This window comes from Rhodococcus koreensis (assembly GCF_900105905.1).
GTDB classification, from domain to species: domain Bacteria; phylum Actinomycetota; class Actinomycetes; order Mycobacteriales; family Mycobacteriaceae; genus Rhodococcus_F; species Rhodococcus_F koreensis.
On the sequence record NZ_FNSV01000005.1, the window covers coordinates 6,352,027 to 6,366,091 of the forward strand.

12 protein-coding genes are annotated in these 14,065 nt (G+C 65.4%); all 12 read left to right on the top strand.

Annotated elements, in window-relative coordinates:
- Nucleotides 1-308: 308 nt before the first annotated feature.
- The 12 genes from BLV94_RS33455 to BLV94_RS33510 all read left to right on the top strand — a co-directional run bounded on the left by BLV94_RS33455 (nucleotide 309) and on the right by BLV94_RS33510 (nucleotide 13,971).
- Nucleotides 309-1,139, top strand: coding sequence for an SDR family NAD(P)-dependent oxidoreductase (locus tag BLV94_RS33455; RefSeq protein WP_167372202.1), 831 nt, complete (start codon nucleotides 309-311; stop codon nucleotides 1,137-1,139).
- A gap of 41 nt (nucleotides 1,140-1,180) precedes the next feature.
- On the top strand, nucleotides 1,181-2,050 hold the full coding sequence (locus tag BLV94_RS33460) for an ABC transporter permease (RefSeq protein WP_072937213.1): 870 nt from the start codon (nucleotides 1,181-1,183) through the stop codon (nucleotides 2,048-2,050).
- Between the two features lie 4 nt (nucleotides 2,051-2,054).
- A complete protein-coding gene (locus BLV94_RS33465) occupies nucleotides 2,055-2,870 on the top strand; it encodes an SDR family NAD(P)-dependent oxidoreductase (protein ID WP_072937214.1) in 816 nt (271 codons plus the stop codon).
- A 123-nt stretch (nucleotides 2,871-2,993) separates the two neighbouring features.
- Nucleotides 2,994-3,896, top strand: a complete 903-nt coding sequence (locus BLV94_RS33470) for a LysR family transcriptional regulator (RefSeq protein ID WP_072937215.1) — start codon at nucleotides 2,994-2,996, stop codon at nucleotides 3,894-3,896.
- Between the two features lie 161 nt (nucleotides 3,897-4,057).
- Nucleotides 4,058-6,277, top strand: a complete 2,220-nt coding sequence (locus BLV94_RS33475; RefSeq protein WP_255314949.1) for an acetate--CoA ligase family protein — start codon at nucleotides 4,058-4,060, stop codon at nucleotides 6,275-6,277.
- Between the two features lie 23 nt (nucleotides 6,278-6,300).
- A complete protein-coding gene (locus BLV94_RS33480) occupies nucleotides 6,301-7,839 on the top strand; it encodes an acyl-CoA carboxylase subunit beta (RefSeq protein WP_072937280.1) in 1,539 nt (512 codons plus the stop codon).
- 10 nt (nucleotides 7,840-7,849) lie between these two features.
- Nucleotides 7,850-9,226, top strand: a complete 1,377-nt coding sequence (locus tag BLV94_RS33485; RefSeq protein ID WP_072937217.1) for an acetyl-CoA carboxylase biotin carboxylase subunit — start codon at nucleotides 7,850-7,852, stop codon at nucleotides 9,224-9,226.
- 1 nt (nucleotide 9,227) lies between these two features.
- A complete protein-coding gene (locus BLV94_RS33490; protein WP_072937218.1) occupies nucleotides 9,228-9,449 on the top strand; it encodes a biotin/lipoyl-binding carrier protein in 222 nt (73 codons plus the stop codon).
- 20 nt (nucleotides 9,450-9,469) lie between these two features.
- Nucleotides 9,470-10,468 (top strand): NADPH:quinone oxidoreductase family protein, encoded by a 999-nt coding sequence (locus BLV94_RS33495; RefSeq protein WP_072937219.1) that lies wholly within the window; start codon nucleotides 9,470-9,472, stop codon nucleotides 10,466-10,468.
- 144 nt (nucleotides 10,469-10,612) lie between these two features.
- Nucleotides 10,613-11,659: an ABC transporter substrate-binding protein gene (locus BLV94_RS33500; RefSeq protein WP_072937220.1), complete on the top strand. Its 1,047-nt coding sequence runs from the start codon at nucleotides 10,613-10,615 to the stop codon at nucleotides 11,657-11,659.
- 8 nt (nucleotides 11,660-11,667) lie between these two features.
- On the top strand, nucleotides 11,668-12,741 hold the full coding sequence (locus BLV94_RS33505) for a phosphotransferase family protein (RefSeq protein WP_072937281.1): 1,074 nt from the start codon (nucleotides 11,668-11,670) through the stop codon (nucleotides 12,739-12,741).
- The gene (locus tag BLV94_RS33510) at nucleotides 12,742-13,971 is read left to right on the top strand and encodes an acyl-CoA dehydrogenase family protein (RefSeq protein WP_072937221.1); all 1,230 of its coding nucleotides are present in this window, start codon (nucleotides 12,742-12,744) and stop codon (nucleotides 13,969-13,971) included. It begins immediately after the preceding gene.
- The last annotated feature ends 94 nt before the right edge of the window (nucleotides 13,972-14,065 follow it).

Genomic DNA, 14,065 nt, shown 5'->3' on the forward strand with positions numbered 1-14,065 from the left:
GTGTGCGGGGCCGACCGATCGCTGCCTCCCGTGCCGGACGATCTGCTGAATCGGCACAAAATCCGCGGTGGATCCGGACTGCATGACCCTGTGGTGAATATCACCCTATCGGCCTATGAATCGTTGAACACGTCGGCGACGGTGTCAAGGAAAAGAGGCCCGCCCGGGGGCTATCGCCTTGATAGCGATTCAGTCATTGTCCACGGCCTCGAATGGCACGACGCTAACTCGAACGCACCTTGCCGGGAACGGCTCCCAGTGCGTCACAAGCTGCCCACACAGGGTGCGAATCACGAGGAGGACGTCAGGTGACCAGAGAAGCCGCCACCATCAACAAGGTGGGTCAGACCACTTTCGACTTCACGGACCAGGTCGTCATAGTGACGGGCGCTTCCGGAGGTATCGGGTCGGCGCTCGCCGACAAGTTCGCGGAAGCGGGAGCAGATCTGATCCTGCACGGGCGCAACGCCGAAACGCTCCAGGCAAGAGTCGAGAGCGTCGAAGCGCTCGGGCGAAAGGCAGCCCTCGTCGCCGGCAACATCCGCGAGCCGAAGACTGCCGAAGATCTCGTCCGGACCGCTCTCGAACAGTTCGGGAGGATCGACGTCCTGATCAACAATGCCGGCGGCAACTTCGCGTCGCGCCTCGAGGACCTGTCGGTCAATGCCTGGAACGCGACGATCGATACCAATCTCAGCGGGGCCTTCCACACGGCCCGCGCATGCCTGCCGGTCTTCGAACGTCAGGGCGGCGGAAACGTCATCAACGTCGGATCCGGATCGGCCAACCACGCGCACCCGCTCCGCGGCGCCTACGCGGCAGCCAAAGCGGGGCTCGCCTCGCTGACGAAGACGATGGCCTGGGAATGGGCGGATCGTGGCATTCGAGTCAACTGCGTCGAACCCGGCGCCACTCTGACGCCGGCGTCTCGTTTCGCGTCTCCCGAAACCGAGCAGAAGTTCGGCCGCTACCTCGCACTCGGACGCGTCGGAAGGCCGGAAGAAGTCGCCGATGCGTGCCTGTACCTGTGCTCCGACGCCGCAAGCTTCATCACGGGAACCGTCCTGCAGGTCACCGGCGGCCCCCACACCTCCTCGGCCGCCGACGTCGAGCTCGTCCGAGGACCGCTCGATGCCTGACCCACACAGCTGTCCAGAAGACTCGAAGGGAAGGTCCCGGCATGGAATCCATCACTGAAGCGCCCCGCACGGTCGCGTCGATCGGCGGAGTCGCGAACAACGACGAACCGGCGGATATCGACAACACGATCCTCGTGGAACGGCGTCGCGCCCGGCGCAACGAAAAGATCCTCGTCTGGTCGCTTCGGGTGGGTGCACTCGCACTCTTCGTCGCCGTCTGGGCCTATGTCTCCGGAAACATGATCGTCGACCCGATGATGATCTCCGCCCCTCTCGATGTCGCGCGAGCGTTCATCGACCAGCTGAGCGACGGCGTCTTCTGGACCGATGTGACGGCGACGTTCAGCGGGGCGATGGTAGGGCTGGTGACCGGTGCGATCGCCGGCATCCTCGCAGGTGTCGTCTTCGCCCGCGTCCAGGTCCTCCACACCGCTGCCTCACCTTTCCTGACCTTGATGAACAGCCTTCCGCGGCCCGCGCTGGCACCGATCTTCATCCTCTGGTTCGGCCTGGGTTTCGGACCGAAGGCCCTCGTCGCCTTCAGCGTCGTGTTCTTCGTCCTGATGACCAGCACGATGGGTGCGATGAAGAGCATCGACCACGACATCGCTCAGTTGACCAAGTCGCTGGGCATGACGCGGACCCAGCGCTTCTTCAAGATCGAGATTCCCGCGGCTCTGCCTGCCATCGTCGGCGGCCTGAGGCTCGGCGCGGTCTACTCGGTGCTCGGCGCCGTGGTGTCGGAAATGGTCGGCGCCTACACCGGCCTGGGGCAGCGCCTCGTCGTCGTGACCAACAATTTCCAGGTCGCGGAAACCTTCGCGATCCTGATCGCCATGGGATTGCTGTCCATGGTCCTGGACGTCTCGATCTCCGGCCTGCAGAAGCTGGTCACCAAGTGGACGAGGTGAGTCGGTGAAGATCGACGACCCCGATCAGCCACTTCTCGCCGAGACGATCGATCACCACAGTCTGTTCCGGCTGGACGGCAATTCCTACGTCGTCCTCGGCGCAGGCGGCGGGATCGGTGAGCACGTCAGCAGGACGATCGTCGCCCTGGGCGGCCGCGTTCTGTGCGTCGACGTCAATGGTGACGACGTCGACGCCGTCGCCGGCTCGTTGCGGATGCCGTCGGTGGTCGCGGACGTGACCACCGAAGAGGGCATCGACATCGCGGCGGCCGGTGCCATCGCCGAGTTCGGACAGATCAACGGCTACGTGGACGTCATCGGCCGGATGCATCGCAAGCAGATCGCCGACTACGGACTGGCGGATTGGGATCAGGACTTCCGGGTGAACCTGGCCCACGCCTTTCTGTCTGCGCGCCGGCTGTCCCCGCTGATCAGCCACGGCGCGATCGTCCACGTCTCGAGTGTGATGGGTTCTCACGGCGGTCGAACGGCACCCGGCTACGGCCCCGCCAAGGCGGCACTCGAAGTGTGGTCCAAGGAGTTGGCCGCCGAGCACGGACCCCGCGGTGTTCGCGTCAACGTGGTCGCCCCGGGCCTCTTCCTCTCGCCACGCGTTGCCGCGACCCCGCGAAGCCTGAACGATTCCCGGATCCTGGCCGGACGGCCCATGCTCGGGAGACTCGGTCAGCCCTTCGAGATCGCCGCCACCGTCGCGTTCCTTCTGTCTCCCGCCGCGGGATACATCACGGGTACAACGATTCCCGTCGAGGGCGGCTCCCTGTCGCGGGACTCGACGGGCCTCGACGACCTGGTGAACTGACCGGCCGGGTCGGTCCGCTCGCGGTTTCGTGTCGAGTGCTGCGAACAGGGCGACGCTGAGTTCGGAGAGCCCCCGACGAGCTGTAATGTGGGCCACGTCGCATAGCAGCACCGAGGGAGACCGATGAGATTCGAGCAGTTGCGATATCTGGAAGCAGCGCTTCGGACCGGATCGTTCCGTCAAGCCGCCAAGGAACTCGACATCTCTCAGCCGACGATCACCAACCAGGTACAGCGGCTCGAGGAGGACCTCGGCGTCGTGCTCGTGGTTCGCGGTGCCAAGGGAGTACGACCGACGTACGCGGCCGAACGGATCCTGCCGCACGTGGTCGCCGCCGTTCAGGCCGAACACCTGATGCGCGAGGAGGCCAGCGCCATCGGCGGCCTGAAACTCGGCACCGTCCGCCTGGGCACGGTGCCCGCGGGATCTCAGACGATCCTTCCCGGGGTGGTCAAGCGCCTGTTGAGCGACTTTCCCAATGTGCGTTTCGAGGTGGAGGAAGGTCCGTCGAGAATGGTGAGCCGCGGCGTCCTCAGCGGCCATTTCGACGTGGGCCTGGTGACGCGTCTGGCCGGAATCGATCTGATTCCGGCGGAGCAGGCTCTGCTGCACCACGTCGACTTGATCTCCGGCCGACTGGTGCTGGCGGTCCCGGAGAACCATCGCCTCGCCAGCAAGGACGGCTTCGAGGCCGCCGACCTGGAGGGCGAGCCGCTGATCTTCCCGGCGGAGACCAGCATCCTCCGTACCGCCTTCGAGCAGCTACTCGACGGAATCGAAGCCAGGATCGTCTACGCGACCAACAACGCCGAAGCGTCGCAGAACATGGTGCGCGCCGGCGTCGGGATCTGCATGGCGAACACACTTCTCAGCTCGACGGTGAGCGGCAACGGCGTCGCGCTCGTGCCCCTTCCCTTCGAGTGGGCCCATGCCCGCATCTCCGCGATCGTCAGGAATGACGAAGCGCGGACGTCTGCGGTGCAGGCATTCCTGGGGTTGTTGCGGGAATCTGCCAAGAATTACTGACGGCGCCGTCGACCGGGACACGGTCGCGACGGTCCGATAGCGCACCCGTATCACCCCGCCAACGCTGCGGACCTTCCCAAGCCCTGTGCGGCTGACCACACTGAATACGTGCCGAGCGAGCGAGATCGCCGCCGGATCCGACGTTCAGTGAGGAACTTCAGGTGTCAGTCGATACAGCACAGCCATGCACCCGGGACGCAGTCGCCGAACTCATTTCCGTTGCACGGGAAAGAGAATCGGCGATGTTTACGGAGGCGGAAGGTAAATCCCTGCTCTCCGCCTTCGGGATCGACACCCCCCGGGGCATCGAAATTGCTGTCGGCCAGATGATTTCCGACGACATTCGCGAGCCGTTGGTGGTCAAGGCCATCTCGTCCACGCTCGTCCACAAGTCCGACGCCGGCGGCGTGCGGGTGGGGGTGCGCCGCGACGAGATCGACGAGGTCGCTGCACGGATGGGCGAGCAACTGGCCGCCGCCGGGCACCGCTTGGACGGCCTCCTCGTCGAGGAAATGGTCCCGTCCGGTCACGAGGTGATCGTGGGAGCAGTTCGGGCTCCCGGGCTGGGCTGGACCGTGATGGTGGGCCTCGGCGGCGTACTGGTCGAGGTCTTCGAGGATGTTGCGTTCGGTCTCGCGCCGCTCGCGAACGAACAGATTCTCGATATGCTGCACGAACTGCGCGGCATGAAGGTGCTCGACGGAGCCCGCGGTGGGGAGAAGGCAGACATTCCTGCCTTGGTGACACTGATCTCGCGACTCGCCGGGCCGAACGGTCTGCTGCAGTCGCTGCCGGACGACGTGATCGAGATCGACCTGAACCCGGTCATCGTTTCCGGAACACGCGCAGTGGCCGTGGACGCACGTTTCGTCGTCGGTCCGGTGGAAGACACCGGATCCGCACCCGGCGACCGTGATGACGGCCGGGCCACCGATTTCACGCCGCTGTTCCATCCGCGCAGGATCGCCGTCCTCGGCGCGAGCGGTCAGCGGCCGAATCTCGCGAACCGGTTCATCCGGAACATTCTGAGCGGCGGGTTCGACGGCACCATCGTGCCGATCCACCCGACCGCGGACAGCATCGAAGGACTTCCCACCGTGCGGTCACTGGCCGAGGTCGATCAACCGATCGACTACGCGTTCGTGGCGCTGCCTGCGACCCGTGTCAGCGAGGCACTGAGCCGAGGCGCCGGTCGAGTTCGGTTTGCCCAGGTGATCTCCAGCGGCTTCAGTGAGGTCGAAGAAGGAAAAGATCTCGAGGAGACCCTGGTCCAGACCGTCCGCGATGCGGGCATTCGGCTGATCGGCCCGAACTGCCTGGGCACGCACGCCTCGGCCGGTCGGCTCTCGTTCGTGCCCGAAGCTCCCCTGACGCCCGGAACGACGGCTGTGGTCTCGCAGAGCGGCGGGCTGAGTGTCGACATCCTGCGCATCGGATCGTTGCGCGGCATCGACTTTCACAGCGTGGTCAGCATCGGGAACGGCGCAGACGTCACCGCTGCAGAGCTCGTCGAATCCGCCCTACGGAACGACGAGGTCCGTGTCATCGGCCTGTACCTCGAGTCGCTGGCGGCGGCACGCGAGGTGCTCGACGTGCTGACCCGGGCCGAAATGCGCAAGCCGGTAGTGCTTCTCGCCGGTGGCCGAACCAGCGAAGGCTCGCGGGCGGCGACCAGCCACACCGGTGCCCTCGCGGGAAATCACCGACTGTGGCCCGCGATCGCGCGGCAGGCCGGAATGACACTCGTCGATTCACTCGAGGACTTCGCGACGGCCCTGCATGCCCTGTCCACGCTCGACCTCACGGTCAAGCCGAACGGTCGCGATGCTGTTCTGTTCGGCAACGGCGGCGGCGCGAGCGTCCTCGGCGCCGACGCACTCGAGCGGCAGGGATTGGCCACACCGCCGCTCGCCGATTCCGTGGTCGAGGAACTGGACGGCCTGGGCCTGCCGCCGGGCAACGGACTGCGCAACCCGATCGACGTGCCCGCGGGGACGCTCGCCGTCAAGAACGGTGCGATCGCGAAGGACGTTCTCGCGGTGGTGCTCGCCGGCAGTGAGCCGGCAGTGCTGATCTCCCACCTCAATGTGGGCATCATCCAGCGCAACCTCGGTGAAACCCACGGCGACGTGACCGGCACCGTCATCGACTCGATCGCAGGCGCCCGCGACGAAGCCACGTCGAACACCCACCAACTTCTCGTGCTCAAGACCGACGGCAGCGCAGACACGGAGGCATTGATCACGACGTACGCGCACCGCGCCCGCACACGCGGAATCCCGGTCTTTCCGGCCTTCGAGGACGCGGCCCTCGCCGCACGGGCGGTTCTCGAGCAGGGACAGCGGACATACCAGGCGTCACGCGACGCAGACGGAAGGTAGTAGAGATGTCACAGGACACAGTCATGGCTGAACCCACGCTCAGCCGCGAGCAGGAGCACGAAGAACGCCGCGCAGCCGCGCTGGCGATGGGTGGCCCGAAGAAGCTGGAGCAGCGGCGCGCCGAGGGCAAACTCAACGCCCGCGAGAGGATTGCGTTGATGCTCGACCCCGGAACCTTCCGGGAAAGCGGGTTGTTCACGACCTCGGCCGTCGACGCCGATCGCGACAAAACTCCCGCGGACGGCAAGGTGACCGGAACCGGCGAGGTCGACGGCCGGCGCGCAGCCGTCATCGCCTACGACTTCACCGTCAAGGGGTCGTCGAGCAGTCCGGTGAGCAACAAGAAGATGTCCCATTTCAAGGAACTCGTCGTTCAGGTCGGGATGCCGCTCGTCTACCTGTCGGAGTCCACCGGGGTCCGGATGCCGGACGCGATGGGCGGGACCGGAATGGGCGCCGCCAACAGCAAGAAGCGGTTCCTCCGGCAGCGCGAAAGTCCCTGGGCATCGGCCGCATTCGGATACTGCTTCGGATCGGCCGCGTGGCACACCGTGTCCGCCGACTTCGCGGTCTTCCGCAAGGGGAGTGTCCTGGCGGTGTCGAGCCCCGGACTGGTCAGCCGCGCCACCGGTCAGCAAGTCGACGCCCAGGAGCTCGGAGGCTGGAAGGTTCATGCGGAGGTCACCGGCTACGCCGATGCCGTCGCCGACACCGACGAGGAAGCGATCGAACTGATCCGCCGGTTCCTCTCGTACCTGCCTTCGCACAACGGTGAGACACCGCCGGTCGCGCCGATCCCGAGTGGATCGGGTGAGCGTGCCGCCGAACTCAACGACATCGTTCCGCAGGCCCGCACCCAGACCTACGACGTACGCAAGGTCATCGAGATCGTCGCCGACACCGGTTCGGTGTTCCCGATCAAGGCCCGTTACGGCAAGAGCCTGGACACCTCGCTGGTCCGGATCGGTGGACAGAGCGTCGGCATCATCGCCAACAACCCGATGTTCAAGGGCGGGGCGCTCGACGGTCCGGCGTGTGACAAGGCGACCAGCTTCCTGGTTCTCTGCGACTCCTACAACATTCCCGTCGTGTTCCTCGTCGACCAGCCGGGATTCCTGATCGGATTGGAAGCCGAGCGGAACAAGATCGCAGGCAAGGTCATCAACTGGATGAACGCCTTGTCCTTGGTGACCGTGCCGAAGATCGCTGTCACGCTTCGCAAGAACTACGGCCAGGCCTACATCAACATGGGTGGCGGACTGACCGCCGACACGACTGCAGGCTGGTGGTCGACGGAGGTGAGCTTCATGGATCCCACGTCCGCGGTGTCGGTCGTCCACGGAGTCGACGCGGAGTCCGACCCCGAACTCTATGCGCAGCGCCTCGCCGAGATGGCCAAGGGGACTACCGCGTACGACGTCGCACGCGTCTTCGGCGTCGAACAGGTCATCGATCCCGCCGAGACCCGTGACTTCATCCTCGGCGCGCTGAAAGACCACTACCGAGCCCGGACCAACGGCATCGGCGAGCACCTGCTGCGCGCCTGGCCGACGAGTTACTGAGGACGATGTGATGAACTCATTTCCAGATTGCCTGCTGGTCGCGAATCGCGGCGAGATCGCCCGGCGGATCATCGCGACCGCCGGCAAGCTCGGTGTCCGCACCGTCGCCGTGTACCACAAGGTCGATGCGGACCTGCCCTACATCGGTGAGGCCGACCACGCCGTTCAGCTCGAGGGCGACACGCCGGTGCAGGCGTACCTCGACGGCGCTCAGATCGTGCGAATCGCACAGCAAGCCGGTGCGACCGCCGTGCATCCGGGCTACGGATTCCTGGCCGAGAACGCCGACTTCGCCCGACTGGTGGCCCAGTCCGGACTGACGTGGGTCGGCCCGAGCGCCGAGGTCATCGAGGTGATGGGTGACAAGGTCGAGTCGCGCCGGGTCGTGGCTGCTGCCGGTGTGCCGATCAGCGGTGACGTCGGCGCGGCGCTCGAAACGGGCGACGAAGCCGTCGCGGAGGCCGAACGTCTCGGATATCCGGTGATGGTCAAGGCATCCGCCGGCGGCGGCGGAATCGGCATGGCCGTTGCTCACGACGAAGAAGGCCTGCGCAAGGCGTTCGAGAACACCAAGTCGATGGCGGCGCGGAGCTTCGGTTCCGATCGGGTCTTCGTCGAACGGTACGTGTCGTCCGCGCGGCACGTCGAGATCCAGATCCTGGGTCTGGAGGACGGTTCGATCGTCGCTCTGGGAGAACGGGATTGCTCGACGCAACGGCGTCACCAGAAGCTGATCGAGGAGAGCCCGGCCCCGCACCTGGATCCGGCCCTGCGAGAGCGCCTCGTCGAGAGTTCGATTGCGGCCGCCCAGGCCGTGGGCTATCGGAATGCAGGTACGGTGGAATTCCTGCTCGACGCCGTCACCGGCGACTTCGTGTTCCTCGAGATGAACACCCGCATCCAGGTCGAGCACCCGATCACCGAACTCACTCACGGTGTCGATCTGGTCGAGCAGCAGTTGAGCATCGCGGAGTCGGGCACCACCACACCGGGTTTCGCCCCCGTTTCGCGCGGTCACGCGATCGAGTTGCGGATCTGCGCGGAAGACCCCAAGAGGTTCTTCCCGCGCCCGGGGCCGATCGACGTGTGGCAGGAGCCGACCGGGCCCGGTATCCGGGTCGACTCGGGCTATACGGCGGGCACCGAGGTGACGCCGCACTTCGACTCGTTGCTGGCCAAGGTCTGCGCGTTCGGCGCGACCCGTGAGGAGGCGCACGCCCGCGCCCTCGCGGCCTGCAGGGAGTTCGTGATCGAGGGGCTCGTCACCAACAAGCCTTTCCTCGAACACGTGCTCGGCTCGGAAGAATTCACGAGCGGGCGTTACGACACCGGTGTGGTCGAGAAGATCCAACAGAGACAAAAGAACTTGGCCAGAAGGAGTGCGTGAGATGTCAGAGACGATCGAGTCGGATATGGGTGCCAACGTGTGGAAGATCCTCGTCGCACCGGGTGACCGAGTGGAGGAGGAGGCGACGTTGATGATCCTCGAAGCCATGAAGATGGAGATCCCGATCCTCGCCGAAGATGCAGGCACGATCGTGGCAGTCCACGTCGCCGAGGGTGACAGCGTCGCGTCCGGTCAGCCCCTCGTCGAATTCGAGACAGCATGAGCACATCGATTCCCCGCCGCATGAAATCCTGGTCGGTCACCCAGCTCGGCGAGCCGATCGACGTCGTGCAACTCGTCGAAGGTGATGTTCCCGAACCTGGTGCAGGGCAGGTCCTCGTGCGTGTCCTGGCGGGCGCAGCCAATTTCCCGGACGTGCTGATGTGCCGTGGCAAGTACCAGGTGCGCCCCGACCTGCCCTTCACCCCCGGACGTGAAGTCTGCGGCGAGGTCGTCGCGGTCGGGCCGGACGTCGTACGGGCAGCGGTAGGCGACCGTGTTCTGGGCCTGACCACTCTTCCCTACGGCGGATTCGCCGAGTACGCCTTGATGGACCAGAGCACGACCCATCCGGCGCCGGCCTCACTCGACGACGCGCAGGCCTCCTGCCTGTTCATCGGGTATCAGACCGGCTGGTTCGGACTCCATCGGCTGGCCAGGATTCGAGAGGGGGAGACCCTCCTGGTTCACGCGGCCGCCGGCGGTGTCGGCAGCGCGGCCATCCAGCTCGGCAAGGCCGCCGGTGCCCGGGTCGTCGGTGTCGTGGGCGGCGAGGAGAAGGCCGCCTACGCCAGGCAGCTCGGTGCCGATGTCGTCGTCGACCGCCGGCAGGAGGACTTCGTCGGGGTCGTCAAGGAATTCACCGGAGGCAGAGGCGCCGACGTCATCTACGACCCGGTGGGAGGCGACGTCTACCACCGTTCGACCAAATGCATTGCGTTCGAGGGGCGGATTCTGGTCGTCGGCTTCGCGGGCGGCGAGATCCAGACCGCGGCGCTCAACCACGCGCTGGTCAAGAACTACTCGATCCTGGGAATTCACTGGGGGCTCTACAACACGAAGAATCCCGGCGCGGTCGATCGATGCCACCAGGAACTGTGCACGCTGGCTGACTCCGGAGCCATCGATCCCTTCGTCAGTCAACGGGTCTCGATGGACGGGGTGCCTGCGGCCCTGCAGAGCCTGGGGGACGGAAAGACCGTCGGCCGAGTGGTGATGGAGCACACCGGGATCGGCCGGTAGCCAGTTTGCGGAAACCGGGGGCAGCACATCGTCAGGCCACCAGGCATGCACTAATCACTAGGAGTACGAATGTTTGGGTCGAAGCAAGGTGACTCGCCCTTCGGAGAACTGCGGGCATTGGACAGCAACATCTCGAGAAGGTCGATGTTGAAGTATCTCGGTCTCGGCACGGCGGCGGTCGGCGCCACCTCGTTGCTGGCGGCCTGCGGGGGTGGACTGGGCGCGGGTGCCTCGGGCCAGGCCGCCAAGTTCACCATCGGGTCGTTTCCGGGTGACACCTTCCTCCTCGATGCGGTGAATCTCGCCAACAACGACTTCGCCAGGAACAACCTCAACGTTCCGAAGTTCATCACCCCGCAGAGCGGTGTGCAGGCGCTGCAGCTCGTCTCCGCAGGCGCTGTCAACGGCTACAGCTCCGACACCCTGCTGCTGATGGGTGCCCACGCCAACAGCACACAGGGCAAGCGACCGGTCATCATCGGTCTGAAGAACGTGTCCACCACCTACGGGATCGTCGTCGGCCCGAACGGCAATTGGCCCGGCGAAGACGCGACCTTCGAAGAGAAGATGCAGTCGCTGAAAGGCAAGTCGATCGGGGTGAGCGCCATCGGCGCGGGCGGTGACCTGCAACTGGACCTCGCTCTGGAGCTGGCCGGTATGCAATCCTCCGACGTCACCCATCTGGCGGTCGGCCCGTCTGCCTCGGCGATCCCGAACATGAAAGCCGGGCGACTCGACGGCTACGTCTCGGTCCAATGGAGCTCGGGGCTGTTCATCGCCCGGGAGACCGGCGGATCGGTGCTGCTCGACTTCGGCAGGCCGTCGATGCCCGAGACGTTGCGCAACCAGGCCGTGGTCTGCATTTCCACCAGCGAAAGTTTTGCCCAGGAGCACGAGGACGTGCTGAAGAACTGGCTTCGAGCACAGTCGGAGGGCAGCGAATGGATGCTCTCCCACAAGGACGAAGCGGCGGAAATCCTGAACTCCGGCACCTTCGACGGCAACGCACCCGAAATCGCCAAGGCCTACATCGAGCACTACGCGCAGGATGTGGCGCCGAAATTGCAACCGATGTTCAAGGCACCCAGGGATCAGGTCGACCACATGATCGACCTTGCCGTCCGCTTCGGAAATGCGAAGGAAGGCGCTATCAGCTACGAGCAGATAGTCCCCGCCTTCGCACGGGCGTGAGGTCGCACATGGAGAACACACAGACAGGTGCCGCCCCGACGCGTACCCAATCCCCGCCCGGGCTGGATCTCGATCGAATCACCGACTGGCTGGCCGGGGAGCGACCGGGCCTGGTGGCAGGGGAACTGTCGGCCCGGCTGATCGAGGGTGGGAAATCGAATCTGACCTACGACCTCTCCGACGGTGAAAACCAGTGGATCGTGCGTCGTGCGCCACTGGGCGAGGTCATGGCGACGGCTCACGACATGCGCCGGGAGTACCGAATGGCCGGCGCACTTCGAACCACCGACGTCCCCGTGCCGGCGATGATCGCCTACTGCGACGACAAGGACGTTCTCGGCACCGACTTCTACCTCATGGAGCGGATCGAGGGCGTGCCCTATCGGTACGCGGACGAGCTCAGGCCACTCGGCGCGGCTCGAACCCGAGCCATCTCCGTCGAGCTGGTACGCACACTCGCAAAGCTGCACCGGGTAGAACCGCGAGAGGTGGGCCTGAACGACTTCGGTCGCCCCGAGGGCTTCCTGGGACGGCAGGTGAAACGCTGGAAGACGCAGCTGGACGCGTCCTACACCCGCGATCTCCCCGGCGCCGACGAGCTCTACACGGCACTCGTCGCGGCCGTCCCCACGACGTCGGCCGCGGGCATCGTCCACGGTGATTTCCGCTTGGACAACGTGCTCGTCGGCGCCGACGACATGCCTGCCGCGGTCATCGACTGGGAGCTGGCGACGCTGGGTGACCCGCTTCTGGACCTGGCCTTGATGCTCACCTATCAGCGGCGAGCGAAGCTCGTGTCCGAACGGGATTCGACGGAACCGGCCAAGTACGACGCGACGCTGGCACCCGGATACCTCACCGAGCAACAGATCATCGAACACTATGAAGCCGAGAGCGGTCGCGAACTGGAGGGATTCGGCTTCCACCTCGGTCTGGCCTGCTTCAAGCTCGCCGCGATCTCCGAGGGCGTCCGGTATCGACACATCAATCGTCAAACCGTGGGTGCGGGTTTCGAGGACAGCGGCAGCACTGTGCCGTTGCTGCTCGAACTCGGGCTCGACTCACTGAAGGAGCACAAGTAGATGGAATTCTCGACAGACGCCCGGACCGACGGGTTGCGCAAGGAACTCGTCGATTTCATGTACGGGCACGTCTACCCGGCCGAGGCGGCGTACCTGGATGAGCTGGACAGCCTCGAGGACCGCTTCGCGTGGTCGGAGTCGCCCATCCTGCAGAAGCTGAGAGCCGAGGCACGCAGCCGTGGGCTGTGGAACCTCTTCCTCCCCGGGGCCGAGGGTGCCGGGCTGACGAACGTGCAGTACGCGCCGCTCGCCGAGATCACCGGCCGCAGCAAGCTCCTCGCTCCCGCCGCGCTGAACTGTTCGGCCCCGGACACCGGCAACATGGAACTGCTGTCGATGTTCGGCACCGAGCAGCAGAAGAAGGAGTGGCTCACCCCGTTGCTCGAGGCCGAGATCCGTTCGGCCTTCGCCATGACCGAGCCCGACGTCGCGTCCTCGGACGCCACCAACATCTCCACCAGTATCGTTCGCGACGGCGGCGACTACGTGATCAACGGCCGCAAGTGGTACATCAGCGGTGCGATGAATCCCAACGCCAAGATCCTGATCGTGATGGGCAAGACGGATCCGTCGGCCGACAGGCATCGCCAGCAGAGCATGATCCTGGTACCGCGGGACACCCCCGGCGTCCACATCACGCGCGCGATGAAGGTCCTGGGGTACGACGACCATCACAGCGGTGGACATGCCGAGATCGAGTTCACCGACGTGCGGGTTCCGGTTGCCAATCTCATCGGCAACGAGGGCGACGGCTTCGGGATCGCCCAGGCCAGGCTGGGACCCGGCCGGATCCATCACTGCATGCGCGCCATCGGTATTGCGGAGCGGGCGATCAAGCTCATGTGTGAGCGGGCCGACGAACGCGTGGCGTTCGGCAAGCCACTCAGCCAACAGGGCGTGATTCGCGACTGGATCGCCGAATCGCGGGTCCGTCTCGAGCAGTTGCGCCTGCTGGTCCTCAAGACGGCCTGGCTGATGGACACGGTGGGCAACAAGGGTGCACACACCGAGATCCAGGCAATCAAGATCGCCACTCCGTCGACCGTCGAATGGATCATCGACAAGGCAATCCAGGTCCACGGCGCCGGCGGACTCTCACAGGACTTCTTCCTCGCTCCGGCAGCCGCGTATGTCCGCACGCTGCGGTTCGCGGACGGACCCGACGAGGTGCACAAGAACGCGCTGGCGCGCAATGAACTTCGCCGCCAGGCCGCACGACGCAGTGCCTGACCCCTCGGTCGGCCTCTGCTGAGTTCGTTCGGCCCGCTCGCCCACGAAGCGAGTCGGTTTCGCCGTGACGTCCCACCCGTGTCCCCCTGACCTG

Bases quoted from the DNA above. Each gene is read 5' to 3' on its own strand.
- BLV94_RS33460 (WP_072937213.1), top strand. From the start codon at position 1,181: ATGGAATCCATCACTGAAGCGCCCCGCACGGTCGCGTCGATCGGCGGA.
- BLV94_RS33470 (WP_072937215.1), top strand. From the start codon at position 2,994: ATGAGATTCGAGCAGTTGCGATATCTGGAAGCAGCGCTTCGGACCGGA.
- BLV94_RS33480 (WP_072937280.1), top strand. From the start codon at position 6,301: ATGGCTGAACCCACGCTCAGCCGCGAGCAGGAGCACGAAGAACGCCGC.
- BLV94_RS33485 (WP_072937217.1), top strand. From the start codon at position 7,850: ATGAACTCATTTCCAGATTGCCTGCTGGTCGCGAATCGCGGCGAGATC.
- BLV94_RS33490 (WP_072937218.1), top strand. From the start codon at position 9,228: ATGTCAGAGACGATCGAGTCGGATATGGGTGCCAACGTGTGGAAGATC.
- BLV94_RS33495 (WP_072937219.1), top strand. From the start codon at position 9,470: ATGAAATCCTGGTCGGTCACCCAGCTCGGCGAGCCGATCGACGTCGTG.
- BLV94_RS33500 (WP_072937220.1), top strand. From the start codon at position 10,613: ATGTTGAAGTATCTCGGTCTCGGCACGGCGGCGGTCGGCGCCACCTCG.
- BLV94_RS33505 (WP_072937281.1), top strand. From the start codon at position 11,668: ATGGAGAACACACAGACAGGTGCCGCCCCGACGCGTACCCAATCCCCG.
- BLV94_RS33510 (WP_072937221.1), top strand. From the start codon at position 12,742: ATGGAATTCTCGACAGACGCCCGGACCGACGGGTTGCGCAAGGAACTC.